The organism is Paraburkholderia caballeronis (genome assembly GCF_900104845.1).
Classification (GTDB): domain Bacteria; phylum Pseudomonadota; class Gammaproteobacteria; order Burkholderiales; family Burkholderiaceae; genus Paraburkholderia; species Paraburkholderia caballeronis.
On the sequence record NZ_FNSR01000001.1, the window covers coordinates 1,210,128 to 1,235,848 of the forward strand.

Here is a 25,721-nt window from a genome sequence, read left to right on the forward strand (position 1 = left end):
GTGCCACACTCGAACGGGCACGCAGGGCGACCAAACTGACGAATCTGACGAACACAAGGTAAGGGAATGGCAAAAATCATTGTGGTGACTTCGGGCAAGGGTGGCGTAGGCAAGACGACCACGAGCGCGAGCTTCGCGTCGGGCCTCGCGTTGCGCGGCCACAAGACCGCGGTCATCGACTTCGACGTCGGCCTGCGCAACCTCGACCTGATCATGGGCTGCGAGCGGCGCGTCGTGTACGACCTGATCAACGTGATCCAGGGTGAGGCGAACCTGAACCAGGCGCTCATCAAGGACAAGAAGTGCGAGAACCTGTTCATCCTGCCGGCGTCGCAGACGCGCGACAAGGATGCGCTGACGCAGGAAGGCGTCGAGAAGGTCATCAACGACCTGATCGCGATGGACTTCGAATACATCGTCTGCGATTCGCCGGCGGGCATCGAGTCGGGCGCGCTGCTCGCGATGCACTTCGCGGACGAGGCGCTGGTCGTCACGAACCCGGAAGTGTCGTCGGTGCGCGACTCCGACCGCATCCTCGGTATCCTGTCGTCGAAGACGAAACGCGCGATCGAGGGCAAGGAGCCGATCAGGGAGCATCTGCTGATTACGCGCTACAACCCGAAGCGCGTGAGCGAAGGCGAGATGCTGTCGCTCACCGACATCCAGGAAATCCTGCGCATCGAGCTGATCGGCGTGATCCCCGAGTCCGAGGCGGTGCTGCATGCGTCGAACCAGGGTCTGCCGGCCGTGCATCTGGACGGCACCGACGTCGCGGAGGCGTACAAGGATGTCGTCGGCCGCTTCCTCGGCGAACAGAAGTCGCTGCGCTTCACCGACTATCAGAAGCCGGGCCTGCTGCAGCGCCTCTTCGGCAACAAGTAACGGAGGCGCACGTCATGTCGATTCTTTCGTTTTTGCTGGGCGAGAAGAAAAAATCCGCGTCGGTAGCGAAGGAACGCCTGCAGCTGATCATTGCTCACGAGCGGGCCGGCGGTCATCCGCCTGCCGATTATCTGCCGGCGTTGCAGCGCGAGCTGGTCGCGGTGATCTCGAAGTACGTGAAGATCTCCGATGACGACATCCGGGTGAGTCTCGAACGCCAGGACGATCTCGAAGTGCTCGAAGTGAAGATCGAGATTCCGCAGGCCTGACGTCGCGCCGCGCGTGTGGTGCGCGGCGCTTCGTTCGCGGTTCCTTTTCCATCGACGCCGATGCGGCTGGTTTCCGGTTGCATCGGCGTCGCGCATGGTGCGCGTCGCGATGGGCGCGGCTCGCAACAATCGGTTTCACTTCACCCCCACTCGTAATACGGCCCTTGTCAGCCCATCGCGCGGCTCGCGCATTGAGCGGATAACGCCATCGTCGGCGTGTTCGTTCGAACTGAAAAGGTGACCCACATGAACAAATCCATCCGTGTGCTGCTCGCGAAGGCCGCATTCGTCGGCGCCGGTATCGGCGCCATCGCCGCTCCCGCATTCGCCGACGTGATCGTCGTCGCGCCGTCCGCGCCGCCGCCGCTGCGCGCCGAAGTCGTGCCCGGACCGCGCGCCGGTTACGTGTGGGACCGGGGGCATTGGCGCTGGGACCGCGGCCACTACGTGTGGATCGCCGGGCATTGGGAAACCGTGCACGCCGGGCGTCACTGGCTGCCGGGGCATTGGGTGCATGCCGGCCCGAACTGGCGCTGGGTCGGCGGCCGCTGGGCGTAACGCGGGCCGGTTCGCGACGCGGGTGGCCTATCGCGCGACGTGACGTATGGCTGGTGGCGTTCACGTCGCGTGGGTCTTTCGCTTATCGGATGCGGGCGATGACGATGGACGCTACGCTCGACACCGGTCGGTGCTACAGGGCGACGCAATCATGAGTCGAAGACTGTCGGCCGGGGGCATCGCCATGCCCTATCGGCCCGCGTCCGCCGTGATCTACTGATGCGGCGTTCCGCCAGCTTCACCGCGCTCCGGCTCTGCTTCGCCGGGGTTCAGCACTTCGAGCGCGTCGGGCACCTCGGGCGACGCAGCGGGTTCCGGCTCGGGCGGCGGCGTCGTATAACGCAGCGACAGCGTTTCATAAAGCGGCGGCGCGAACAGCCGCGACACGCGGCTCGCGATCAGCGCGGTCGCCATCAGCGAGATCACGAGCGCGTGGCCGTCGATCATCTCCATCACGATCACGAACGACGTGATCGGCGACTGCGTGACCGCCGCGAGATAACCGACCATCGCGAGCGCGATCAGCATCGGCAGTTGCATGTCGCTGAACACCCTGTGCAGCAGGTTGCCGAAACCCGCGCCGATCGACAGCGACGGCGCGAAGATCCCGCCCGGGATGCCGGGCAGATACGAGCCGACCATCGCGGCCATCTTCAGGAACGGGTATGCGAGCGATAGCTGTTCGTGGCCGTCCAGCAGCCCGCGCGCCTCGGAATAACCGCTGCCGAACGTCGAGCCGCCGGACGCGACGCCGATCACCGCGATCGCGAGTCCGCACAGCGCGCCGAACGCAACCGGCCGTTCGCCGTGCAGCTTGCGCAGCGGCGCGGGAATCCAGCGCGCGGTGTTCAGCAGCAGCCAGCAGAACAGACCGCCCGCGATGCCGGTGACGACCGCCGTCAGCGCGACCGCCGCCGCGAGCAGGTCGGGGAAGTGCGCGCCGATCTCGATCGTGCCGAAGTACGTGTAGTTGCCGTTCAGGCCGAGCGCGATCACGCCGGCGATGATGATCGCGGTGATCACGACGCCGCTCGCGCGCGCCTCGAAGCTGCGCGTGAGTTCCTCGATCGCGAACACGATGCCGGCGAGCGGCGTGTTGAACGCGGCCGACAGGCCGGCCGCCGCGCCCGCGAGCACGAGTTTGCGCTCGATGGCCGCGTTCGAGCGCGGATAGAGGCGGCGCAGGTTGAACATCAACGCGGCGCCGACCTGCACGGTCGGCCCTTCGCGGCCGATCGTGAAGCCGCCGAGGATGCCGAGCAGCGACACGCCGATCTTGCCGGCGAGGATGCGCAGCGTCAGCAGCCGTGCGCCGGACTGCGTCGTCCGCGTATGCAGCGTCGCGATCACCTGCGGGATGCCGCTGCCCTCCGCGCCGCGAAAGAACCGGCGCGTGAGCCAGACGGACGCGGCCCCGACCGCCGGCGTCACGATCAGCGGGAGCCAGGCATGCTCGTGGCGCAGACGCAGGAACGTGTCGTAGCCCCAGTCGATCAGCCGCGCGTAGAACACGGAAACGAGTCCGACGGCGATCGCGCCGAGCCAGAGCACGCCGTACTGACGCCACAGGCGCCGCGCGCGCCGCACGACGAACGGGAGGAGGTCTGGCCGCATGCCCGGCATCTCGGTGATCGACGGGGGAAAGGGCCGATTATAGCGGCCGTCGGGACGGCTGCTGCCTAAGGCCTCGGCCAGACGCGGTCGCCGCACCCCGCGAAATGTAGTGGCGAGTCGGCGTCCGGTAATATTGCAGAATTCGCACCGCACTCCGAACCAGCGAGCTGGAAATGAAACGAATCCTGGTGATCAAGGTCACGTCGCTGGGCGACGTCGTCGAGGCGTTGCCCGTGGTCGCCGACATTCGCCGCGCGTTTCCCGGCGTCAGCGTCGATTGGGCGGTCGACGAGTCGTTTGCCGACGTCGTGCGCTGGAACGCGGGTGTCGACCGCGTGCTGTGCGCGCCGCTGCGGCGCTTCAAGCGCGCGCGCGGCGGCGGCGACCTGCTGGAGATCGTCCGCGCGATCCGCGACCTGCGCGCGGAGCGTTACGACGCGGTCATCGACATCCATGGCGTGTACAAGAGCGCGATCATCGCGCGGCTCGCGCGCGCGCGGCGGCGCTTCGGCTACCGCGCGGACGATCTCGGCGAGCGCGGCGCGGCGTTCGCGTACAACGGCCGCTTCGGCCCGCGTCCGGACTGCGACGCGTGGCACGGGATGCGCGTGAGCGCGGGCGAGGCGCTCGGTTATGCCGTCGATACGCCGCCCGACTTCGGCCTGCGCGTGCCGCGCGACGGCGAGCCGGCGCTGCCGCCGCCCGACGGCCCAGTTGCGCTGCTGTTCCATGCGACGTCGAAGGACGAGAAGAAGTGGCCGGTCGAGCACTGGGGCGCGCTCGGCCGCGAACTGACCGCGCGCGGGCTGCGCATCGAGCTGCCGTGGGGCTCCGATGCCGAGCGCGCGACCGCGGCGGACATCGCGGCGCTCGTGCCGGACGCCGCCGTGTTGCCGCGCCTGAGCGTCAGGCAGCTTGCGCGGCGGATCGAGGACGCGTCGCTGGTCGTCGGCGCGGACACCGGCTTCGTGCATCTCGCGCATGCGCTGATGAAACCGACCGTGATGGTGTTCGTTGCGACATCCCCGTTTCACTGCGGCGTCGCCGCGCCCGGGCGCTCGATCTCCGTCGGCGACGGCGTTTGCGTGCCGTCGGTCGCACAGGTGCTCGATGCGGTCGAACGCGTGCGCGACGGCCGCCGCGACGAAACCTCGACCCAGCCCGGCAACGTCGTTCCGCTGTTCATCACGGCCGCATGACGGTCGCATAAACGCCCGCAGCGCTCTTTTGCGCGCCTTTTGCATTACACGTCTGTTAAATGTGTCGCGGCCAATTGGCGTCCGGACCCGTGACGCCGTGCTGGCCGGGGCTTCGGCGCGCGATCTGTAACACCGGGCGAATAGCCGCTTACAGATTGCAACGCCGCCGCTGTGCGCCATCGTGTTCAATCGGTTCGTGCGAGGCCGCGGTTATCGCGGCGGCCGAACCGACGACATGAACTCGATGGGAGAATGAAGTGAAACGACCGACGTTGACCCTGATCGCGGGCGCATTGCTCGCGTCGATGCTCGGCGGGTGCGTCGTGGTGCCGGCAGGGCCGGGCTACTACTACGGCGGCGGCGGGTATTACCACGGCGGGTACTATCGCGGCGGTGGCGGCGGCTACTACCGTTGATCTTCTGTGCGTCCGCTCACGCGAGCAGCATCTCCAGCGTGACGACGGCCGCGATCGCCGCCGCGTTCGCGGCGAACGCTTCGAGCACGATGCTGCGCCAGCTCGCGTTGCGCAGCCGGAACGCCAGCAGCAGCGAGATGACGAGCGCGAGCGCAATCATCAGCACGATATCGGCATTGCCCAGACGGATATTCATGTTCGGCTCCCGTGACCGGCGGCGCGACGGCCGGCCCGTTCGGAGGGAGCCGCATTCGCTGCCTGTATCGCGAAGCATAAACCCGCCTCGGCGGACGCCAAAAATAAAAACGGAGCCTCGCGATCCGCTCGCGAGACTCCGCTTTTCCATCGGCAGACGCGGCGCTTACATCAGGTTCGTGTCGCGCGTCTCGCGCATGCAGAGCACGCCGATCAGGCTGACGAACGCCGCCGTCGACACATACGCGCCGACCCACGTGAGCCCGCCGCGCGCTGCGAGCACCTGCGCGATGTACGGCGCGACCGACGCGCCGAGAATTCCGCCGAGGTTGTACGCGACGCCCGCGCCGGTGTAGCGCACGCTGGTCGGGAACAGTTCGGGCAGCAGCGCGCCCATCGGCGCGAACGTCGCGCCCATCAGGAACAGCTCGATCACGAGGAACAGCAGCACGAGCGGCAGCGAGCCGCTGCCGAGCAGCGGCGCCATCGTGAAGCCCGACAGGATCGCCGCGACGATGCCGACGATCAGCACCGGCTTGCGGCCGAAGCGGTCGCTCGCCCACGCGGACAGCGGCGTCGCGAGCCCCATGAACACGACCGCGATGCACAGCATCCCGAGGAACGTCTGCCGCGGAATGTGCAGCGCGGACACGCCGTACGACAGCGAGAACACCGTCGAGATGTAGAACAGCGTGTAGCAGACCACCATCGACAGCGAGCCGAGCAGCGTCGGCCAGCCGTGCTTCGCGAGCAGCGTCAGCACCGGCACGCGCACCCGTTCCTTGCGTTCGACGGCCGCCTTGAACGCCGGCGTCTCCGCGATTTTCAGGCGCACGTACAGGCCGAGCGCGACGAGCGCCGCGCTGACGACGAACGGCACGCGCCAGCCCCATTCGCGGAACTGCGAATCGGACAGCGTGAGCGCGAGGCCGAAGAACAGGCCGTTCGACGCGAGGAAGCCGACCGACGGCCCCAGTTGCGGAAACATCCCGAACCAGCCGCGCCGGCCCGCCGGCGCATATTCGGTCGCGAGCAGCGCCGCGCCGCCCCATTCGCCGCCGAGGCCGATGCCCTGGCCGAAGCGCAGCACGCACAGCAGGATCGGCGCGATGCTGCCGAGCGCGTCGTAACCGGGCAGGAAACCGATCAGCGTCGTCGACAGGCCCATCACGAGCAGCGACGCGACGAGCGTCGACTTGCGGCCGATGCGGTCGCCGAAGTGGCCGAACAGGAACGAGCCGATCGGCCGCGCGACGAACGCGATGCCGAACGTGACGAACGCCGACAGCGCCTGCGCGGTGGCCGATCCGTGCGGGAAGAACACCGGGCCGATCACGAGCGCGGCGGCGGTCGCGTAGACATAGAAGTCGTAGAACTCGATCGCGGTGCCGATGAAGCTCGCGAAGATCACGCGCGCGGTGCTGGTCTGCCGCGCGACGCCCGATGGGTCGGCGCGGGCCGGCGAAAGCGGGGAGGTGGACATGCAGGAGTCTCCGTTGTCGTGACGCGCGTCGTATGTGGAGCGTGCGCGCGCCTTTGTTCAGGGTTCGAAGTCCGGCGGCGCGTGAACGTTCGCGGCGCATCCCGAAGCGACCGCCTCGCGCGGAGGTTCGCTTCGGGATGCGGCTGCGGGCGGAAACGCGGAAGTCCGGTGCCGGCGACGATTCGACAGTATGCATCGCGCGACGCCGCGCGTGCGCACGGCAACGCGACCGGGCGGGGCGCGATACGCCGCGAAGCGGGCCGCGCACGGATCGGCGCGGCGGGTTTCGCGGTCGGGCCGGTCGGCCGACGGCGGGTGGCGCGCGACGACCGGCGACGCCGGGCAGACGCCGGCGTGAGGGGTAGCAGGGGATTATAACGATCGGCCGGTGCGCGCAGCAAGGCGACGGGCTCGCGCGGCGGCGCGCCGTTCAGTCGAGCGTCTGCGCCTGTGGCGTCGCGAGCGTGCGCAACTGGAACTGGCCGTCGTCGTTGAACAGCCAGTCCTCCATCAGTTCGAGACGGCCTCGCGCGTCGAGCAGCCGGCCCGGAGAGGCGGCGGCAGTGGGGACGCGCGGCGCAGCGTCGACAGCGCGGTGGTTTCGGCTTCGTCGTCGCCATTGGTCCGGTACACCGACGATTCGACGACCCGGCCGTTGCGATCGACGGTGAACGCGACGACGACCAGCGACCGCAGCATCGCCTGCGGGGCGCCGTGCAGTACATAGGACGGGTTGCGGTCGAGGATGCGCTGCGCGACGTCCGCGCGGTAGCGGTCGAGCGCGGCGCTGCGAACGGCGGCGGGCGGCACGCCGGTGACCGGACGCGGCGGCGGCGTGATCGTGCACGCGGCTGCGAGCACGGTTGCCGCAACGACGACGGTGACGTGTCGGCCAGGGCTGGCGTGATGGCGGCGGACAGGAACGGGGTGGCTCATGGACCGGCGAGGCCGAATGCGGGACTGTTGAAGCTTAGCCGAAACGGTGCCGGATACAACGCGAAGCCGATCCGCGGCGGACGCGGCCGCGGAGGTGAGTGAGAACCGACTTACTCGACCGGGAATTGCGCGCAAGGGTCGTTGACGACCGTGGCGCACGCGTACGAATACTCGCCGCTCTTCAGGAAGAGCGCCTTGCCGTTCGCGAGTTCGAGCCGCAGATCGGGCGAGCTTTCGTACGCGATGAAGGCGGTGCAGACCGCAGCGGCCAGGCACACGAAGGAAAAGGCAATCTTTTCAAGGAGTTGGAAACGTTCAGGCATGGCAGTATCTTCCCGGGGATGCGGGATTTTACCGCACACTAGGGTTTTTACCTAGGTAATTGAACGGATAGGGCATGGACCGCGGTGTGCGCGCAACGCGAATCGCGTGACGGCCGATCCGGAGCAGGTCAACTTCGGGCGCGTACGGTTGCCCTAAGCTGCGCGTCTTCGTTCAGACCGGCAAGAGGCGTTCGTCCGTCGATTGCTCGCCCCCGCTGCGCGCGCAACTCGAATGCATCGCGCGCAGGACGCGGGGCGACCAGGCGGTCGAGGATCTCGAATCGGAAGCCTGGCTGATCGCAGGCAACATGCAGCGTGAAGCGGGCGCACTGCCCGAACCGGAAGACGAGGGGCTCCAGCGGGAAATCGTTTCGCCGCTTCGAAAAGCGTTCGGGCAGTTCGTCAATCGCGAACTGCGGTTCGCGGTGATGCTCGATGAGGAGCGGACCGGCGACGACGGAGACCGGCAGGCGCGGGTGCGCAAGCTGGTCGAACGCTTCGCGGAGGCAATCGCGTATGCACGCGCGCTCGATCGCTGCGATGGCGATCATGCGTCGCTTGCTTCGTGTCTCGCGCGTCTCAGCGGCGAGTTGCGCTCGTGTCTGAGCGACGCCGAAACTGTCTATCACGGCAGCATTCGTTGTTCGACAGAATTTATCCCGCCGCATTTCATGCCGATGGCAGGACGATCATGTGGATCACGTCCCCGGTGGGGGCGGATGCGGCGCAACGCATGCAAATGGGCGCGGCTGGCGCAACTGGGGATTTTTTGCCGCGTCGCCGTTTTTGCCCGTTAACGGATTAACGGCGGAGGCAGGTCGCTTGAACGAGGACTGGCGGAGGCCGTGTCCGCCAATCATCCCGGTGTGACAAGGGTTTTCTGGTCGGTATGTGTTGCTACCCACCAACCGACCCACCAAAAAATAACAGTGCGGCCTGCATTCCATCGGAAGTCAAATCCGGCTACGTATCCACCCTTAGCGGCGCCCCGTCAGCCAAAGTCGTTTGGGCGATAACGCTGCTTCGCTTTTGAGAAACTCATTGATTTGTTGAGACGTCCGGTACGGGGTTCCGCCGGTTGTCCGCCGTTCGCGGACGACGAGCGCCTGAAAAAGGTCTTCGAGTTTCGAATGCAGATCAGGCGCGTCGTCGTCAATACGCCAACGCACACGATACGCCCTAGTTTTCTGATAGTACGGGACGATCCACCCATCGAAGTATTCGTACACGGCCTCCAGGTCGATCGCGTGCCGGGACACCAGGAACCCTATCTGTTCGAGGAAATCGAGCAGTTCGCCCACGGCATCAGCATCCGTGTCCTCGCTCTCTTGTAATGCCCGGGCCGCGTCCGCTCTTGTCTTCCGCATCTGCGGCGAGTCGAATCGCTCCTCAAGCTTCAGGATGAGGTCGATACGCATCGTGTAGCGCGCCCTGTTTGCCTGCCACGTGAACACGCAGATTGCGACAATTACACCGACGCCCGGTGCGACCTTCTGGACGAAGTCACCGACACCGTGTGTCCGGAGGAAGCAGCCGAGCGGAGTCCAGTACGCGCCGATAATTGCGCCGAGGACAAACAGTCCGAACGCTGCCAACGACAGCACGTACCTCTTCCACGCGTCGCGCAAATGAGCAACAGTGATCTGCAATGCCCTTGCAAGAGGAGCATGTCATGTTGTTGTCCTATTCTTGCTGCGCGGGGCGTGCACGGAACTTTAGCCTGTCTGTTGCCGTAACTGCTCTGTTCGCAAAGAAGTGGGCAAGCGCCGCAGCTCTTCGCCGTGCCGGGTTCAGTCAATTTCCTGCAGACCCTGGCATAGCGCGACGACTTCGGCGCCGACTGACGGCTCCAGCACGAACAGGATGGATTGTTTTTCGGCAACGGTTGCCGCGATCAACTGGGCCTTCTCGTCGGTCATTGAGGCTCGATAGTCATGCTGGCTGTTCGCCCAACTCACATAGGTGCGAATCTCGTCAGGAGTGAACGTGTGCGACGGCGAGATCAGCAGTCGCGACACAACATTCTGTTGATTGAAATCGTTGACGCGCACGGCGGTGACGTTGGAGAACATCATCTTTGGCGTCGATCCGTCGGCGCACGTGAAACTGAGCAGGAGCGCCGCATCGGCGCGAGAGTATGCGCAGCCGACGAGCTCGGCGTCGTGGTAGTTGTGTCGGGTTTTCATGATGACCAGGTACGGGTGTAGGTGCGATCGCTGGATGGATGATTCCGCAGCCGGGTATCAAGGGAGCGGCGAAAATCGCACGCCGGGGCCGCGAATGGGGAAGGGGCCGCCATTGTCTTCCCAGTTGTGCGCGTGTGGAATGCCTTGTCCGTGATCGTGATCGAAATCAAAATCGACGACAGGAAAACCTCCCTGGCCGTACATGCGCATTTGGCCGCTGCCCGGATTCGTGAACCAGCTTCCGGCTGTGCCCATGTTGGGTGTGAGGTTGCCAGCGAGGTCCATCGCGTCGCCTGACAGTGCACCTTCAGCATATTCGAACGGCCGCGCATCGCCCAGCAGGGACAGCGCGCCGCCCCCGGCATCTGGGTATTTTTCGGTCCAACCGGCCGCCTGAAACATCGCATCGAGCGTCGGCGAGATGCCGGCCATCTTTGCCATGAAGCCCGCATTGATGCCGTCCATCATCGCTACCGTCTCGGCCCAGATCGAGCGCTCGGCGTTCATCCGTTCGAGTTGCGCCTGATAGCGACCCTTCACTGCCACGGGCGACGTTTCGCCGTAGTCGGACACGCCCCAAAACGATGTGGATGCGGCCGTTTTTGGTGGCCATGCAATGCCGCCGCGGACAGGCTCCTCGGGAATGACCGCGACACTACCGCCTCGCACCATATTGTGCAGCGTCTGTACAACGTCGAGATCAGAGCCAGACTTTGCCAACCTGTCATGCCAGTGGAAATTCGCGCCGAGAAACTGGCGCACGCGCTCCACCAGCCTGGTGTCCTTCGCCCACACGTCGGGGTAGGCGGCCAGTGTGAATTGCTTGCCCTTCTCGGCCGCTTCCCGCCTTTTCTCCTCGGGTTCTAACGCCATGTATCGGTCATCGCGCCGGTACAGCATGTAGCGGTGCCAAGAATCTGTTTTGAGTTCGGTGCCCATCGGTGCCCCTGTCGCTTGTGACGGCGTAAACCTAGCAGACCATCGGGAGCCTATGTTTTTGGGATATCGATCACAAAAGAAAAAACCGACATCACGGGTCGGCTGCTTCGTGCCGGTCTGTCCCGGCTGTCCTTTCGTGCGAGTGGGTGCGCCAGCATTTCCAGGCCGGCCGTAACCGACTGTCATGACCCGTTTCGGCCGCTCGCGGTTCGATATCCAATGGCGCCTTCCGGAGCGCACCGGTCGTCGCGCAAAATATCCACCCGGTGGGCCAAGGGATAACTCTGCATAGTTCGTGGTTCAAACCGTGCAGTCGAATTGTCCTCGGCGAGGATCTTCTCGCGAGGCATGTTTATTTGTCCGATGGCGCGGGCTGGGGTTCGAGCGAGATTGCCTGCAGCAACAGATCGAACAACGCAGCGAACTTCGTGAGGATCAGGTCGAACTCAGCTTGACAGTTCTCGTCGTCGATATTTAGCTTTGCGATTAGCTTTTCGTACTCTGTTCCTTTTCGATGTGCGATGCCGGTTGAGCGCACAGACTGCATGCCTCGAAGAAACGCTGCAAGTTGTCCCGCATCGAGGTTGAGAGGTGGCCTCGCAAATTCGGACAATCGGATAAGTGGAACGCTCGGGGCCTGAGGCGGCGATAATGCCGACAAAGGAACCTTGAAGATGACGAAGAGAAGCCGACGGACGCACTCAGCCGCGTTCAAAGCGAAAGTGGCGATGGCGGCGGTCAAGGGTGAGCGGACGCTAGCCGAACTGGCGCAGCAGTTCGATGTGCACCCGAACCAGGCCACTGAATGGAAGCGGCAGTTGCAGGAGCGTGCCGCCGACGTGTTTGGCGCAGGGGGCACGGCGTCGAGCGAGCCGCAAGTCGATTTGAAGGAGCTACATGCGAAGATCGGTCAGCTCACGCTGGAGAACGCTTTTTCATATGGCCTGTTTTTGCAAGCGGGACGAGCACCGTTCTCGCTGCCGCGATCTCGAACGTCAACGTATCCGACCTGATGGGTAACGCGGCACACGGGCTGTTTGTCGACGATGGATCAAGCTCATATCCGCGGACTGGTTACCGCATTTCATCTTTCCGTCACGGGGCTGCCTCGCTCTTAATAACGGAGATCACGCAGTTGCGTGCTCACAAAAAAGTCTCGAGGATTCCCCTCATCGTGCCCGGTGCCGCGTTACCGATCAGGTGGAAGAAGTCAGTTCTGCAATAGCCCCTCCGTATTTCAGCGGATGGATGAGGGAGTTGCTTGAATGCTCAGGTTGGTTGCAGTCGCGTTCCGATGTCCCAGATGAAGCCGGATAGTTCGCGGGCGATGGCTGCACACGTCTTGTTCTGATGAAGACCACGTGCCCGCAGTCGGCGAAATCTGTGACAGAGCCGAAGCTGCGCTTTCCACGCAATCTCGATGATGGATTGAGGTTGGCCTTCCAAGCGAGGCTGAAGCGATTCACCGATTCTCGCCGGCAGCCGGTAGTTCCATGCTGCTTCGACAAGTGTCGGCGTGGCGAACGCTCGAAGGCTCCCTGACGCGGCAAGAGAAATCGCCGGGGTAGCCGTGAAACTTTGCCCGGTGATGGGCTAATTGATGGGCTGAGAAAAACAAAAACCCCGTAAGTCCTTGAACTTACGGGGCTTCAGCTGCCTTCATTGGCGGAGGCGGTGAGATTCGAACTCACGGAAGGGTTGCCCCTTCGCCGGTTTTCAAGACCGGTGCATTCAACCACTCTGCCACACCTCCGAAGGCGCGCATTGTAACCCGAAACCCCGCGCCGCCGGCAGCGTCGCGAGCGCGTTACTCCGCATCCTTCAGGAACAGCTCCTGCAGATCGTTGAGGAACCGCTGACCCAGCGGTGTCGGCGCAATCCGCTCGTGGTCGCGCGCGATCAGCCCGCGCCGTTCCGCGTCCCGAAGCGCCGGCTCGATCGACGTCATCGGCAACCCGGTGCGCTCGACGAACCGATGCACCGGAAAGCCCTCGACGAGCCGCAGCGCGTTCAGCATGAATTCGAACGGCAGATCGCGCGGCCCCACTTCATGCTCTTCCTGGACCGGCGTTCCCGCGCGCGCCTGCTCGATGAACGTCGCCGGATGCCTGTAGCGCGCCTGCCGCACGATCCGCTCCGGGAACGACAGCTTCGTATGCGCGCCCGCGCCGATCCCGAGGTAATCGCCGAAGCGCCAGTAGTTCAGGTTGTGGCGGCTCTGCCGGTGCGGCTTCGCATACGCGGACACCTCGTAGCGCGCGTAGCCGGCCGCCGCGGTGCGCTCGTGGATCCAGTCCTGCATGTCGGCCGACGCGTCGTCGTCCGGCAGCGCGGGCGGGAACTTCGCGAACAGCGTATTCGGCTCCATCGTCAGGTGGTACAGCGACAGATGCGGCGGCGCATACGACAGCGCGGTCTCGATGTCGGCCTGGCATTCGGCGAGCGTCTGCTGCGGCAGCGCGAACATCAGGTCGAGATTGAAGTTGTCGAAGGTCCGCGCGGCCACGTCGACCGCATGGCGCGCCTGCGTCGCGTCGTGGATGCGGCCGAGCGCCTTCAGGTGCGCCTCGTTGAAGCTCTGGATGCCGACCGACAGCCGGTTCACGCCGCTCGCGCGGAACTGCGCGAACTTGTCGGCTTCGAACGTGCCGGGGTTCGCTTCCATCGTGATTTCCGCGTCGGCATCGAGCGGCAGCAGCGCGCGCACGTCCGACAGCAGCCGGTCGAGTCCGTGCGCGGACAACAGGCTCGGCGTGCCGCCGCCGATGAACACGGTATGCACCTGCCGTCCCCAGACGAGCGGCAGCGCCTGTTCGAGGTCGGCGCGCAGCGCGTCGAGGTAGTCGTCCTCGGGGAAGCGCTCGCCTTTCCACTCGTGCGAGTTGAAGTCGCAGTACGGACACTTGCGCACGCACCACGGAAAATGCACGTACAGCGCGAGCGGCGGCAGCGCCGTGAGTCGAATGCGGCCCGGCATGGTGAACGCGGGGATCACGCCGGCGCCGGTCGTCGGGGCGGGGCTCACGCGTCCTCCGTAAGCCGCGCGAGCAGTTGGCGCAGCGCGATCGCGCGATGGCTCGATGCGTTCTTCACCGCCGGATCGAGTTGCGCGGCGGTCGCGCCGAGTTCGGGGATGAAGAAGTACGGGTCGTAGCCGAAGCCGTTGTCGCCGCGCGGCGCATCGAGCACCTCGCCGTGCCAGCGGCCTTCGGCGATCAGCGGCTCGGGATCGTCCGCGTGGCGCACGAGCGCGAGCACGCAGTAGTAATACGCGCGGCGATCCGCGTGTGCGTTCAGGCGCTCGACCAGCAGCGCGTTGTTCGCCGCGTCGCTCTTCTCGCCGCCGGCCAGTTGCGCATAACGCGCCGAATGCACGCCGGGCGCGCCGTGCAGCGCGCGCACGCACAGGCCCGAATCGTCGGCGAGCGCCGGCAGGCCGGTGAGCTTCGCCGCGTGCCGCGCTTTCGCCAGCGCGTTCTCGACGAAGGTCGGATGCGGCTCTTCCGCTTCCGGCACGTTCAGCGCGCCCTGCGGCACGAGTTCGATGCCGGCCGCGCCGAGCAGCGCCGCGAATTCGCGCAGCTTGCCCGCGTTGTTCGACGCGAGCACGACGCGCGACAGCGCGCCGTCCGCTGCGTTCACGGTGTCAGCCATGCGCGATCTCCAGCGCCGCCTTCTGCTTGCCGATCAAGTCACGGATGCCGCTTTGCGCGAGGTCGAGCAGCGCGTTCATCTCGTTGCGCGAGAACGGCGCGCCCTCGGCGGTGCCCTGCACTTCGACGAGGCCGCCGGCGCCGGTCATCACGACGTTCATGTCGGTATCGCAGCGCGAGTCCTCCGCGTAATCGAGGTCGAGCACCGGCTGGCCTTCGTAGATGCCGACCGAAATCGCGGCGACGTAATCGGTGATCGGCGAGCTTTCGATGCGGCCGGTCGCGAGCAGCTTCGACACCGCGTCGTGCGCGGCGACGAACGCGCCGGTGATGCTCGCGGTGCGCGTGCCGCCGTCCGCCTGCAGCACGTCGCAGTCGAGGTTCAGCGTGCGCGGGCCGAGCGCTTCGAGGTCGAACACCGCGCGCAGCGCGCGGCCGATCAGCCGCTGGATCTCCTGGGTGCGGCCGGTCTGCTTGCCGCGCGCGGCTTCGCGGTCGCTGCGCGTGTGGGTGGCGCGCGGCAGCATCCCGTACTCGGCGGTGAGCCAGCCCTGGCCGCGGTCGCGCAGGAACTCGGGTACGCGCTCGGAGACGCTCGCGGTGCACAGCACCTTCGTGTCGCCGAACTCGACGAGCACCGATCCTTCGGCATACTTCGTATAGTGGCGCGTGATGCGGACGTCGCGGAGCTGGTCGGCAAGGCGGCTGCTCGGGCGGCCGGGGCGCGGGATGGATTCGGTCATCGTCGGTTGTGCGCGAGGCACGAGGAGGGGAAAGCGCAATTTTACCGTCTCCGCCGGTTGCGGACAGGCGAGCGCGGACGCGGCCGGGAGCGGACCGGCGCGCGACGGGCGTCGCCCGCGCCCGGCGGGGCGCGCGTTCAAAAATGGGATAATGCCGGTTCTCCGCCCCGCGTCATGTCTGTCCCGGCACGTTCCGGTACCAAGCGCCGGGCGCCTCGATTCTTTCGCCGCGCCGCGCCTCGATTCGCCGTCGAGGCGCGGCGCGGCCCCTTCGCGAGACGAACCATGATCTACAGCATGACCGGCTATGCAAGCGCGACGCGCGAGCTTGCCGCGCCGTCGGGCACCGGCGGCGTGAGCGTGTCAGTCGAACTGCGCACCGTCAACTCGCGCTTTCTCGATCTCAACTTCCGGATGCCGGAAGACGTGCGCGTCTGCGAGCCGACGCTGCGCGAGATGCTGATGACGAAGCTGTCGCGCGGCAAGGTCGATATCCGGATCAACGTGCAGCGCAGCGAGCAGGCCGCGAACGCGGGCGCGCTGAACCGCGACGCGCTCGACCAACTGGCGACGCTGGAGCGCGCGGTGCTCGAAGCGTTTCCGGACGCGGGCAGCCTGCGCACCGGCGAGATCCTGCGCTGGCCGGGCGTGCTGGCCGAAAGCGGCGTCGCGCCGGAGACCTTGCGCGACGCGGTGCTCGGCTGCGGCAAGCAGGCGATCGCCGACCTGATCGACGTGCGCGCGCGCGAAGGCGCGCAACTCGCGAACATGCTGATCGCGAACGTGACGGAAATGGAAACGATCGTCGCGAAGATCACGCCGCTCGTGCCGGAACTGATCGTCAAGCATCAGCAGAAGATCGTCGAGCGCTTGCAGGAGGCGCTCGGCATCGCGGCGCCCGAGAGCGGCAACGTCGGTGGCGTGTCGCGCGAGGAGATTTCCGAGCGCATCCGCCAGGAAGTGACGATGTACGGCATCCGCATCGACATCGCGGAAGAGCTGTCGCGCCTCACCGCGCACCTGAACGAAACGCGTCACGTGATCGAGAAGGGCGGCAAGGTCGGCAAGCGCCTCGACTTCATGATGCAGGAGCTGAACCGCGAGGCGAACACGCTCGGCTCGAAGGCGGCGGCGAAGGAACTCGCGGACGCGTCGATGACGCTCAAGCTGCTGATCGAGCAGATGCGCGAGCAGGTACAGAATCTCGAATAAGGAAGTCAGAACATGACCGGCCAGACCAGCGAAGCGAAGCCGCGCAATCCGTATGCGGGCGTTTATCCGGGCAACCTTTTCATGGTGGTCGCGCCGTCCGGCGCGGGCAAGTCCACGCTCGTGAACGCGCTGCTCGCGGAAGACCCGGCGATCCGCCTGTCGATCTCCTATACGACGCGCGCGCCGCGTCCGAAGGAACGCGACGGCGAGCATTACCACTTCACGTCCGTCGACGATTTTCTCGCGCGCCACGCGGTGGGCGAGTTCCTCGAAAGCGCGGAAGTGCACGGCAATTATTACGCGACGTCGCGCGTGTGGATCGAAGACCAGATGAAGACGGGCCATGACGTACTGCTCGAAATCGACTGGCAGGGCGCGCAGCAGGTGAAGAAGCAGTTCCGCAATGCCGTGGAGATCTTCATTCTGCCGCCGTCGCTCGATGCGCTCGAAGAGCGGCTGAAGAAGCGCGGCCAGGACGAGCCGAACGTGATCACGCGACGCCTGCTCGCGGCGGGCAGCGAGATGGCGCACGCGGCCGAGGCGGAGTATGTGGTGATCAACGAGCACTTCGATACCGCGCTGAAGGAACTGCGCTGCGTGGTGGCCGCGACGCGGCTGCGTTTCGCGTCGCAATATGCGCGGCATACAGAGCTTTTCGTGCAGCTTGGCATTCACCTGCCGCAGCCCGGCGTGTCGGGCACATAAGGTAGAATGGAACCCTATAGAGAAAGAAGGAACCCGACATGGCCCGCATCACCGTCGAAGACTGTCTGAAACAGATTCCGAACCGTTTCGAACTGGCGCTTGCCGCGACCTATCGCGCGCGTCAGCTCGCACAAGGTCACACGCCGAAGATCGAAAGCCGCGACAAGCCGACCGTCGTCGCGCTGCGCGAAATCGCTGCCGGCCAGGTCGGCGTCGAAATGCTGAAAAAGGTGCCGGTTTAACTAACGGCCTGTCGCATTCGCCTGCCATGTGATTCATACTGCGTGCAGGCCAGTCGCACTCACCAACGGTTCACCTGATACGGAGGGGAACATGAGCTCCGCACCCTCGCCGGCCGCCACGGAAGTGGACCAGGAAGCCGACTCCGCGACGCCTGCACGCAACTACATCGACGCGGTCCTCGAACAATCGTTTCGCCATCTGTTCGGGCCGACCGCCACGCCGGAGCAGCCTCGCAAGCACGGCGTCGTCTCGATCGCCAATCTGACCGCTGCGCTGTCCGGCTATATGTCGCCGGACGAGATCAAGGAAGTCAAAGCCGCGTTCCACTTCAGCGACGAGGCTCACCTTGGGCAGTATCGTCAGAGCGGCGAGCCTTACATCACGCATCCCGTCGCCGTCGCGGAAATCTGCGCCGGCTGGAAGCTCGACGCGCAGGCGGTGATGGCCGCGCTGCTGCACGACGTGATCGAGGACCAGGGCGTCACGAAGGCCGAGATCGCCGAGCGTTTCGGTCCGAAGGTCGCGGAACTGGTCGACGGTCTGTCGAAGCTCGACAAGATGGAGTTTCGCAACCGCGAGGAAGCGCAGGCGGAAAACTTCCGCAAGATGCTGCTCGCGATGGCGCGCGACGTCCGCGTGATCCTCGTGAAGCTCGCGGACCGGCTGCACAACATGCGCACGCTCGGCGCGGTGCCGATGGAAAAGCGCCGGCGCGTCGCGCGCGAGACGCTCGACATCTACGCGCCGATCGCGCATCGGCTCGGCCTGAACAACACCTATCGCGAGCTGCAGGACCTGAGCTTCGCGAACTTCAATCCGCATCGCTACGCGACGCTCGAAAAGGCCGTGAAGGCCGCGCGCGGCAACCGGCGCGAAGTGGTCAGCAAGATTCTCGAAGCGGTGCAGCGCGCGATCGCGGATGCGAAGATCGACGCGGAAGTCACCGGCCGCGAGAAGACCATCTTCAGCATCTACAAGAAGATGCGCGACAAGCAGTTGTCGTTCTCGCAGGTGCTCGACGTGTACGGCTTTCGCGTCGTCGTGGAGACGGCGCTCGAATGTTATACGTGCATCGGCGCGCTGCATGCGCTGTACAAGCCGGTGCCGGGCAAGTTCAAGGACTACATCGCGATCCCGAAGGTGAACGGCTACCAGTCGCTGCATACGACGCTGGTGGGGCCGTTCGGCGCGCCGATCGAGTTTCAGGTCCGCACCCGCAAGATGCACGAGATCGCGGAAGCGGGTGTCGCCGCGCACTGGCTGTACAAGAACGGCGGCGCGGACCTGAACGACGTGCAGAAGCGCGCGCATCAGTGGCTGAAGTCGCTGCTCGACATCCAGAGCGAAGCGGGCGATTCGAGCGAGTTCCTCGAACACGTGAAGATCGACCTGTTCCCGGATGCGGTCTACGTGTTCACGCCGAAGTCGAAGATCATGGCGCTGCCGCGCGGGGCGACCGCGCTCGACTTCGCATACTCGATCCACAGCGACCTCGGCAACCAGTGCGTCGCGGTGAAGATCAACAACGAACTGCTGCCGCTGCGCACCGAGTTGAAGAGCGGCGACATCGTCGAGGTGATTACCGCGCCCTACTCGAAGCCGAATCCGGCGTGGCTCGGTTTCGTGCGCACCGGCAAGGCGCGCTCGGCGATACGCCATTACCTGAAGACGATGCGGCTGACCGAGTCGGTGCAGCTCGGCGAGCGGCTCGTCGACCAGGCGCTGAAGGGCTACGGCTACCAGCTTTCGGACGTATCGCCGGAGGTGTGGGACAAGCTCGTGCAGTGGACCGGCAACAAGGACCGGCAGGAAATCTTCGCGGACATCGGCCTCGGCCGCCGCGTCGCGGCGGTGATGGCGAAGCGCATCGAGGTGCTGATGAACGGCCAGGATGCGGACGACGACGACCATCCGCCGCGCGACCCGGCCCATACGCCGCATGCGCCGCCGGTCGTGATCACCGGCACCGAAGGGATGTCGGTGCAACTGTCCGCCTGCTGCCGGCCGATTCCGGGCGACGACATCATGGGCTACATCGGCATCGGCTTGGGGATGGCGATCCATACGACCGACTGTCGCGTCGCGCAGCGGATCCACCGGCGCGACCCGGGCCGCTGGATCGACGTCGCATGGGCGCCGCAGCCGGGCCGGCTGTTCGACGTCGCGGTGAAGGTGCTCGTGAAGAATACGAAGGGCGTGTTCGCGCGTGTCGCGGCCGACATCACGTCCGCCGATGCGAACATCGTCCACATCGCGATGGACGAGGATCTGTCGCAGGAGTCGAACCTGCTGCGCTTCGTGATCCAGGTCAGCGACCGCGTACACCTCGCGAACGTGATGCGTCGGGTTCGGACGAACCCGGATGTCATGCGTATCGCACGCGAGCGGCCGAGCGACGATACGCATCACCGTCACGACGGCGGCATGCGGATCGACCGGGAGCGGGCGGACTACTGAGGTCCGAGAGCGGGCGGGGCGGCGGATGCCGTCCGCTTCGCTCGTCGCGCGCGGCGGGTTCCGCTCTTGCGTCGTCAGATTCCCGATTGCCTGCTGCGGCAGGCTGACCGTTTCCGATCCGATGCAAGGAGCACGCGATGAACGTAGCTGACCTGACCGGCATCACGCTCGACTACTGGGTGGCCCGCGGGCTGCCCGACTTCGTACGCGAAATCTATTTCACTGACAGCGGCGCAAAGGTCGCGGTGCGCGGCAACGATCGCGGCCGGCCCTGGGATGGCCGTTTTACACCGTCGACGTCGTGGGAGGCGGCTGGCGTCGTGCTGGAGCGCGCGACGCGCTTCGAGGTCCGCGCGCGGCGCGCGGGGGAGCCGGTGCGCTGCCAGGCTGAATTCGACGGTGACGGACGGGTTGTCGACGGATACGGCGAATGCGTGCGGCTGGCGCTGCTGAGAGCGTTCGTGACGAGCCGGTTTGGAGAGCGTGTCGGCGAGATGATGCGTCATCCGCAGGTGCTGTTCGGCGATCGCGTCGAGCCGGTTTCGGAGCCGAGCGCGGTCGGCGACGTCGCCGACGTGCCGACGCCGGACGGTCGCATCGGTGACATCGGGTCGCCGCCGCGCTGAGCACGAGGGGCGCGAACTGACTTGTCCGTGGCTGCCGGGAAAGAAAAAGGCCTTCCTGACTTGCGATCAGGAAGGCCTTTCACTTTCACAATATGGTGCGGCTGGCAGGATTCGAACCCACGACCCCTTGGTTCGTAGCCAAGTACTCTATCCAACTGAGCTACAGCCGCATACCGGAGACGGTACTACGCATCCCGGTGAAACAAAAGGGCCTTCCGGTGAGGAAGGCCCTCGAAAAGATGGTGCGGCTGGCAGGATTCGAACCCACGACCCCTTGGTTCGTAGCCAAGTACTCTATCCAACTGAGCTACAGCCGCACGCAGAAGTGAGATTATAGCAGCGCTTCGAAAAAAGGGAAGAGCGGGGTCGCGATTTGTCACATTGGCGACTTCGTGTAATCTGCATCGGATATCCAACGCAGTCACAGATCATGAACAAGGCTTTTGTCAAAGAATCCGCCGACAACGATGACGACGATCTCGATGCTGGCCAGCCGGAGATTCCCGCCGGCGCGAAGAACTACATCACGCCGGCCGGTTATCAGCGGATGCGTGGTGAGTTGCTGCATCTGATCGACGACGAGCGGCCGGAGGTCGTGAAACTGGTGTCGTGGGCGGCGTCGAACGGCGACCGGTCGGAGAACGGCGATTACATCTACGGGAAGCGGCGGTTGCGCGAAATCGACAGGCGCATTCGCTTCCTGACCAAGCGGCTCGATCTGGCGGAGGTCGTCGATAGCAGCCGGCAGGAGAACGTCGATCAGGTGTTTTTCGGGGCGACCGTCGAGTATGGGACGGAGGACGGCGAGGTCCATACGGTGACGATCGTCGGCATCGACGAGGTCGATCTGGAGCGCGGGCATGTCAGCTGGATTTCGCCGATTGCGCGCGCGTTGCTGAAAGCGAAGATCGGCGATCAGGTGACGCTGCATACGCCGGTTGGGCCACAGGCCATCGACGTGCTCGATGTGCGGTACCCGGCGGCTGGTGGCGCGTAGCGCTCGGCCAGGTCGATTTGGCCACAGTCGCGCAATAGGCGGCGGTGAAGATAAAAAAGGCGCCGCAAGCGGCGCCTTTTCGATACTGCGGTACTGCGTGTTGCTTAGAAGCGGTGGCGGATACCAGCCGTCACAGCAACCTGGTCCTGACGCGTCGAAGCCGAGCTCAGGCCGTTCAGGAACGCGCCGATGTTGTCCGAGTTCGAGCTGACGTGCTGCCAGTTACCTTGCAGGTACACGTCGGTACGCTTCGACAGAGCGTAGTCCGACTGCAGGCTGACCGTGTTGTAGTTCGGGTTCACGCCGCCGCCGAAGTCGGCACGGGTGTACGTGTACGCGCCGGCCAGGCTGATCGCCGGGGTCAGAGCGTAGCGGATGTTGCCTTCAAAGTTCTGGAAGCGTGCGCTGTTGCCATTGAAAGCAACGCCGGAACCCTTACCCGATTGCGTGCTGGAAATGCCGCCACCGAGCGTGTCGCCCAGGTTCGTCTGCGTGTACACGAAGCCCGCCGTTGCCGGGCCGAACGTGTAGTTCACGCCGCCGCCGAACGTGCGTTGGCGACCAGCCAGGAACGTCCATTCGCCGGTTTGCGCGCCAGCTGCGGAAGAAGCCGGGCCGTTGCCGTTGGCGAACGCGCCGGCCGGCACGTCGTTGTTCAGTTGCAGGTAACCAGCCGCGAACGCCAGGGGACCCCAGTTGTACGACGCGCCGAAGCTGTACGCACGGTTGTTCGCGAATTCGCTGCTGTTCGAGAACGAGTACGTGCCGCCGAACTTGAAGCCCGCATAGTTCACGCTCGAGTACTTGATCGTGTTGTTGAAGCGGACCGAGTTGTTCAGGTTGTCGTTGTCATACGGGTGGGCCGCGATCGTGCCGCCGTATTGCGTGCCGGTGTTCGACAGCGGTGCAAGGTAGTCGACGACGCTGTCGTACTGACGGCCGAGGGTCACGGCGCCGTATTGCGTGCTCGACAGACCGACGAACGCTTGACGGCCGAACATGCGGCTGCTTTGGCCCGACGTGCCGTTGGCGATGTTGAAGCCGTTTTCCAACGTGAAGATTGCCTTCAGACCGCCGCCCAGGTCTTCAGCACCACGCAGGCCCCAGCGGCTGCCGTTGAGCGTGCCGCTCTTTTCCTGCCAGGCGCTGTGACCGTTCTGGTTGTTCGTGTAAGTGATGCCGGCGTCGATCAGGCCGTACAGCGTGACGCTGCTTTGGGCATGCGCTGCCGTTGCAAAAACGCCCGAAAGGGCCGCGACCATGAGAGTCTTTTTCATCTTTGTAAACTCCGAGAACAGGGATGGGTTTGGGGAAACCCAGGCTTGTAGAGAAACCGCTACGCAAGCGCAGCGAGAGGCGTAAATGCGCGTCGGATGGACTTCCCTCCGACAGGCGTGCCGGTTTCCGGACAGGCAAAGTGTAGAGAGACCGCTCGGGAACGGGGCATTCCGAAATCCGCAATAAAGTATTTCTATTGCGGAAATTGTTTTGAAATCGCGCTCAAGCCTTGCTGGTAAAGGGATCGAGCGGGATATCGAGATGGCGGTGCGAAGGTGTCAACCGATCAGCGTTGTGCGATTACTACAGCAAAGTTGCGTTCGGTAACAATCCGTCGCGACTAACGCGTCATTATTGCGGTGCAGGTAACAGATGATTGTGCCCCGCACAGTTAATATTACGGCACGCCGCCCGCTATACTTAAGACGCTGCTTTCCGAAGCAGACTTTTTCGTTGACGAAAAAGATCTCCAAACCTTTGTCAGCGCGGCCTCTAGCCGCGCTTTTTTTTGCTTTCGAACGGGCTGGATGTTTTCGTTCAGCGGCGACGCATACTGTTGCGGCACGCTGCGGTTTCAGGTTCCGGCAGCACGGTCCAATCTTCCATTACATAGTGACGGGCGTCCATAGGGGAACACAGCAGGTTCTGCCAGTGGTCGCCGTGCCACGAAGTGGCAGTGGCCGCTGCGCCGGTGGTGCCGGCGAACGATAACGCGGATGCATCGTTTCGCACGACCCAGGCCATCAGATGCCGCAGGGCAGTCAGCATGACTAATCTCCCGAATTACGCTGGATAGCAAAAATATTGAACTGAATGTTTTACTTTAACAACCGGTAAAAACACTTACGTTTGACACTAATTGTTACATTTAGCAAAACTTTCTTAAACTTCTATCCAGAACGGATAAGCGACAAACACGAAACCTGTTCGCTTTTGTGCATTTTTCGACGCGTCTTTTGATGCGTGCCGGCTTTATCGGCGTATCAGTGGAGGTGTTATAAAAAATTCGCTTGACTGCCGAAACTCGTTCCCCGTATAACAACAACACTGATTTTTCGGCCCGTTTGCGCATCCCGCGCGGCTCGTATTATCTGCTGGACCGAGAACAGTTTTTATCGGCGTACGGGTTTAAGCCCGCGTCATTAAAATCTCGAGGGAAACTGAAATATGGAAACCGGTATCGTCAAATGGTTCAATGATGCGAAAGGCTTCGGCTTTATCACGTCGGACGCCGGCGGCGACGATCTGTTCGCGCACTTCTCGGAAATTCGGGCCGATGGCTTCAAGTCGTTGAAGGAAAACCAGCGTGTTTCCTTCGACGTTAAGGTCGGCCCGAAGGGCAAGCAGGCTGCGAACATCCAGCCGCTGTGAAGTGACGCAGCGCGGGTGCCTCATGCGCCAGCGCCACTGCCACGAAGAAAAAGCCCCGTTCATCCGGGGCTTTTTTATTGGCGTCCGATCGGGCGAGCCGACAGGCGCATGTATAAGCAGGGTTCTCGACGCGGGCCGATTGATCCAGAGCGCCGCTGAATACTTAAGTGCTTAAAACCGCCCCCGCTACACTCTGCCGCCGCGCCGGAAGTGGTGCATACTTTGCCCGTTTCCCGCCTGTGGCATCAATCCGTCGTTCATGTCCGAATCCTTTCTTCCCAATACCGTCGGCGCAATCGATGCGCCGATCGCTTTCGTCGATCTCGAAACCACCGGTGGCTCAGTCGGCGAGCACCGCATTACGGAAATCGGCGTTGTTGAAGTCGTGAATGGGGAGGTGTCCCGCTGGAGCACGCTGGTCGACCCGCAGCAGCCGATTCCACCGTTCATCCAGCAACTGACCGGCATCACCGACCGGATGGTCCGCGGTCAGCCGACGTTCGAACAGGTCGCACCGGCGCTGTTCGAGCGGCTCGGCGGCAAGCTGTTCGTCGCGCACAACGCGAGTTTCGACCGCGGATTCCTCGGTGCCGAATTCGAGCGCATCGGTTTTCAGTTTCGCCCGGACGTGCTGTGTACGGTGCGTCTGTCGCGCGCGCTGTTTCCCGCGGAGAAAAGGCACGGCCTCGATGCGCTCGTCGAGCGTCACGCGCTGGTGCCGCAGGACCGTCACCGCGCGCTCGCGGACGCGGATCTGCTATGGCAGTTCTGGCAGCGACTGCACGCGATCGTGCCGCTCGACACGCTGCGCGCGCAGATCGATCGCATGACGCGCCGGCATCGGATCGCGGGCGACATCACCGACGATCTGCTCGATACGGCGCCGGCCGGGCATGGCGTTTATGCGTTTTACGGGGAGGGGGATGCTGCGCTTTACGTCGGACGCAGTGTCCGGGTGCGTCAGCGGGTGCGTGCGCATCTGTCCGGCGACCGCCGTTCGGCGCGCGAGCTTCGGCTTGCGCAGCAGGTGCGGCGCGTCGAGTGGCGCGAGACCGGCGGCGAAGTCGGCGCGTTCTTGCTGGAAGCGCAATGGATTGCGGCGCTGCGTCCGACGTTCAATCGTCAGCCGCGCGTATCGAGGAGCGACCCGACTTCGGCGCCGTGGCCATTCGACGGTGCGGTGCTCGTCGAAGAAATCGACGGCGCAACGGCGGCACGCCATTTCCACGCGATAGACGGCTGGTGTTATCTCGGCCAGGCCGGGACGGCCGCGGAGGCGGCGGTGCTGGCCGATCGGCACGCGGAGCGGCCGTTCGAACTATCGACGTATCGCATCCTTCGCACGCATCTCGCGCGCGGGTTGCAGGTGCAGCCGGTAATGCGCGCCGTGCCGGAAGGTGCGGCGATCACCACCGCAGCCTGAAAACCGGCAACCG

Annotated in this window: 26 protein-coding genes, 3 tRNA genes and 2 pseudogenes; 14 read left to right on the forward strand and 17 right to left on the reverse strand. The window is 64.5% G+C overall.

Annotated features, from left to right (window positions below):
- Nucleotides 1-66 precede the first annotated feature (66 nt).
- The 3 genes from minD (at nucleotide 67) to BLV92_RS05370 (ending at nucleotide 1,709) form a co-directional block, all read left to right on the forward strand.
- Nucleotides 67-882 (forward strand): septum site-determining protein MinD, encoded by an 816-nt coding sequence (gene minD, locus BLV92_RS05360; RefSeq protein ID WP_090542926.1) that lies wholly within the window; start codon nucleotides 67-69, stop codon nucleotides 880-882.
- Between the two features lie 14 nt (nucleotides 883-896).
- On the forward strand, nucleotides 897-1,151 hold the full coding sequence (gene minE / locus BLV92_RS05365; protein ID WP_090542927.1) for a cell division topological specificity factor MinE: 255 nt from the start codon (nucleotides 897-899) through the stop codon (nucleotides 1,149-1,151).
- A gap of 246 nt (nucleotides 1,152-1,397) precedes the next feature.
- Nucleotides 1,398-1,709 carry a YXWGXW repeat-containing protein gene (locus BLV92_RS05370; RefSeq protein ID WP_090542928.1) on the forward strand — a complete coding sequence of 104 codons (312 nt, stop codon included), beginning with the start codon at nucleotides 1,398-1,400 and terminating at the stop codon, nucleotides 1,707-1,709.
- Between the two features lie 213 nt (nucleotides 1,710-1,922).
- Here the strand turns inward: BLV92_RS05370 and BLV92_RS05375 are convergent, their stop codons facing one another.
- Nucleotides 1,923-3,323, reverse strand: a complete 1,401-nt coding sequence (locus BLV92_RS05375) for a chloride channel protein (protein ID WP_373681891.1) — start codon at nucleotides 3,321-3,323, stop codon at nucleotides 1,923-1,925.
- 173 nt (nucleotides 3,324-3,496) lie between these two features.
- Between BLV92_RS05375 and waaC the strand changes: the two genes are divergently transcribed.
- Both waaC and BLV92_RS31985 read left to right on the forward strand, forming a co-directional pair.
- Nucleotides 3,497-4,522, forward strand: coding sequence for a lipopolysaccharide heptosyltransferase I (gene waaC / locus BLV92_RS05380; RefSeq protein ID WP_090542932.1), 1,026 nt, complete (start codon nucleotides 3,497-3,499; stop codon nucleotides 4,520-4,522).
- A gap of 257 nt (nucleotides 4,523-4,779) precedes the next feature.
- Complete coding sequence (locus BLV92_RS31985) at nucleotides 4,780-4,938, forward strand: hypothetical protein (RefSeq protein WP_167626997.1); 159 nt, start codon at nucleotides 4,780-4,782, stop codon at nucleotides 4,936-4,938.
- A gap of 16 nt (nucleotides 4,939-4,954) precedes the next feature.
- On the opposite strand, the gene BLV92_RS05385 is transcribed toward BLV92_RS31985, so the two are convergent.
- The 8 genes and pseudogenes from BLV92_RS05385 to BLV92_RS32320 form a co-directional block, all read right to left on the reverse strand.
- Complete coding sequence (locus BLV92_RS05385; protein ID WP_090542934.1) at nucleotides 4,955-5,134, reverse strand: hypothetical protein; 180 nt, start codon at nucleotides 5,132-5,134, stop codon at nucleotides 4,955-4,957.
- 165 nt (nucleotides 5,135-5,299) lie between these two features.
- Nucleotides 5,300-6,616 (reverse strand): MFS transporter, encoded by a 1,317-nt coding sequence (locus BLV92_RS05390; protein WP_090542936.1) that lies wholly within the window; start codon nucleotides 6,614-6,616, stop codon nucleotides 5,300-5,302.
- A 430-nt stretch (nucleotides 6,617-7,046) separates the two neighbouring features.
- Nucleotides 7,047-7,552 (reverse strand): annotated as a pseudogene (locus BLV92_RS05395) (energy transducer TonB family protein).
- A gap of 110 nt (nucleotides 7,553-7,662) precedes the next feature.
- Nucleotides 7,663-7,875 carry a hypothetical protein gene (locus BLV92_RS05400; protein WP_090542938.1) on the reverse strand — a complete coding sequence of 71 codons (213 nt, stop codon included), beginning with the start codon at nucleotides 7,873-7,875 and terminating at the stop codon, nucleotides 7,663-7,665.
- Nucleotides 7,876-8,003: 128 nt separating this feature from the next.
- Nucleotides 8,004-8,426: a hypothetical protein gene (locus BLV92_RS05405; protein ID WP_090542940.1), complete on the reverse strand. Its 423-nt coding sequence runs from the start codon at nucleotides 8,424-8,426 to the stop codon at nucleotides 8,004-8,006.
- A 426-nt stretch (nucleotides 8,427-8,852) separates the two neighbouring features.
- Complete coding sequence (locus tag BLV92_RS05410; RefSeq protein ID WP_090542942.1) at nucleotides 8,853-9,524, reverse strand: DUF4760 domain-containing protein; 672 nt, start codon at nucleotides 9,522-9,524, stop codon at nucleotides 8,853-8,855.
- Nucleotides 9,525-9,665: 141 nt separating this feature from the next.
- Nucleotides 9,666-10,061 carry a hypothetical protein gene (locus tag BLV92_RS05415; RefSeq protein ID WP_090542944.1) on the reverse strand — a complete coding sequence of 132 codons (396 nt, stop codon included), beginning with the start codon at nucleotides 10,059-10,061 and terminating at the stop codon, nucleotides 9,666-9,668.
- 57 nt (nucleotides 10,062-10,118) lie between these two features.
- Nucleotides 10,119-11,000 carry a hypothetical protein gene (locus BLV92_RS32320; protein ID WP_177197973.1) on the reverse strand — a complete coding sequence of 294 codons (882 nt, stop codon included), beginning with the start codon at nucleotides 10,998-11,000 and terminating at the stop codon, nucleotides 10,119-10,121.
- Between the two features lie 674 nt (nucleotides 11,001-11,674).
- Here BLV92_RS32320 and BLV92_RS05430 point away from each other — a divergent pair.
- Nucleotides 11,675-11,935, forward strand: a pseudogene (locus tag BLV92_RS05430) (transposase); the annotation flags it as partial.
- A 728-nt stretch (nucleotides 11,936-12,663) separates the two neighbouring features.
- Here BLV92_RS05430 and BLV92_RS05435 read toward each other — a convergent pair.
- The 4 genes from BLV92_RS05435 to rph all read right to left on the reverse strand — a co-directional run bounded on the left by BLV92_RS05435 (nucleotide 12,664) and on the right by rph (nucleotide 15,396).
- A tRNA-Ser gene (locus BLV92_RS05435) sits at nucleotides 12,664-12,753 on the reverse strand.
- 54 nt (nucleotides 12,754-12,807) lie between these two features.
- Nucleotides 12,808-14,025, reverse strand: coding sequence for a radical SAM family heme chaperone HemW (hemW, locus tag BLV92_RS05440; RefSeq protein ID WP_090542947.1), 1,218 nt, complete (start codon nucleotides 14,023-14,025; stop codon nucleotides 12,808-12,810).
- Entirely contained in the window at nucleotides 14,022-14,654 is a 633-nt protein-coding gene (gene rdgB, locus BLV92_RS05445; RefSeq protein ID WP_090542949.1) for an RdgB/HAM1 family non-canonical purine NTP pyrophosphatase, read from the reverse strand. The genes hemW and rdgB overlap by 4 nt, the downstream gene beginning before the upstream one ends.
- Nucleotides 14,647-15,396: a ribonuclease PH gene (gene rph, locus BLV92_RS05450; RefSeq protein WP_090542951.1), complete on the reverse strand. Its 750-nt coding sequence runs from the start codon at nucleotides 15,394-15,396 to the stop codon at nucleotides 14,647-14,649. The genes rdgB and rph overlap by 8 nt, the downstream gene beginning before the upstream one ends.
- Before the next feature lie 285 nt (nucleotides 15,397-15,681).
- Here rph and BLV92_RS05455 point away from each other — a divergent pair, with 285 nt between their 5' ends.
- The 5 genes from BLV92_RS05455 (at nucleotide 15,682) to BLV92_RS05475 (ending at nucleotide 20,639) form a co-directional block, all read left to right on the forward strand.
- Nucleotides 15,682-16,608, forward strand: a complete 927-nt coding sequence (locus BLV92_RS05455) for a YicC/YloC family endoribonuclease (RefSeq protein ID WP_090542953.1) — start codon at nucleotides 15,682-15,684, stop codon at nucleotides 16,606-16,608.
- A 12-nt stretch (nucleotides 16,609-16,620) separates the two neighbouring features.
- On the forward strand, nucleotides 16,621-17,313 hold the full coding sequence (gene gmk / locus BLV92_RS05460; protein WP_090542955.1) for a guanylate kinase: 693 nt from the start codon (nucleotides 16,621-16,623) through the stop codon (nucleotides 17,311-17,313).
- Nucleotides 17,314-17,351: 38 nt separating this feature from the next.
- Entirely contained in the window at nucleotides 17,352-17,555 is a 204-nt protein-coding gene (rpoZ, locus tag BLV92_RS05465; RefSeq protein WP_006025620.1) for a DNA-directed RNA polymerase subunit omega, read from the forward strand.
- 91 nt (nucleotides 17,556-17,646) lie between these two features.
- On the forward strand, nucleotides 17,647-20,013 hold the full coding sequence (locus BLV92_RS05470) for a RelA/SpoT family protein (protein ID WP_090542957.1): 2,367 nt from the start codon (nucleotides 17,647-17,649) through the stop codon (nucleotides 20,011-20,013).
- Between the two features lie 137 nt (nucleotides 20,014-20,150).
- Entirely contained in the window at nucleotides 20,151-20,639 is a 489-nt protein-coding gene (locus tag BLV92_RS05475) for a phage protein NinX family protein (RefSeq protein WP_090542959.1), read from the forward strand.
- A gap of 93 nt (nucleotides 20,640-20,732) precedes the next feature.
- Here BLV92_RS05475 and BLV92_RS05480 read toward each other — a convergent pair.
- Nucleotides 20,733-20,809: transfer RNA gene (locus BLV92_RS05480), tRNA-Arg, on the reverse strand.
- 70 nt (nucleotides 20,810-20,879) lie between these two features.
- Nucleotides 20,880-20,956, reverse strand: a tRNA-Arg gene (locus tag BLV92_RS05485).
- A gap of 113 nt (nucleotides 20,957-21,069) precedes the next feature.
- On the opposite strand from BLV92_RS05485, the gene greB reads away from it, so the two are divergent.
- A complete protein-coding gene (gene greB, locus BLV92_RS05490; protein WP_090542960.1) occupies nucleotides 21,070-21,636 on the forward strand; it encodes a transcription elongation factor GreB in 567 nt (188 codons plus the stop codon).
- Between the two features lie 104 nt (nucleotides 21,637-21,740).
- Here greB and BLV92_RS05495 read toward each other — a convergent pair whose 3' ends face one another.
- Both BLV92_RS05495 and BLV92_RS05500 read right to left on the reverse strand, forming a co-directional pair.
- Nucleotides 21,741-22,913 carry a porin gene (locus BLV92_RS05495; RefSeq protein WP_090542962.1) on the reverse strand — a complete coding sequence of 391 codons (1,173 nt, stop codon included), beginning with the start codon at nucleotides 22,911-22,913 and terminating at the stop codon, nucleotides 21,741-21,743.
- 538 nt (nucleotides 22,914-23,451) lie between these two features.
- Entirely contained in the window at nucleotides 23,452-23,682 is a 231-nt protein-coding gene (locus BLV92_RS05500; RefSeq protein WP_090542964.1) for a hypothetical protein, read from the reverse strand.
- 399 nt (nucleotides 23,683-24,081) lie between these two features.
- On the opposite strand from BLV92_RS05500, the gene BLV92_RS05505 reads away from it, so the two are divergent.
- Nucleotides 24,082-24,285, forward strand: a complete 204-nt coding sequence (locus BLV92_RS05505) for a cold-shock protein (protein WP_028205165.1) — start codon at nucleotides 24,082-24,084, stop codon at nucleotides 24,283-24,285.
- A gap of 259 nt (nucleotides 24,286-24,544) precedes the next feature.
- On the forward strand, nucleotides 24,545-25,708 hold the full coding sequence (locus BLV92_RS05510; RefSeq protein ID WP_090542966.1) for an exonuclease domain-containing protein: 1,164 nt from the start codon (nucleotides 24,545-24,547) through the stop codon (nucleotides 25,706-25,708).
- Nucleotides 25,709-25,721: the final 13 nt, after the last annotated feature.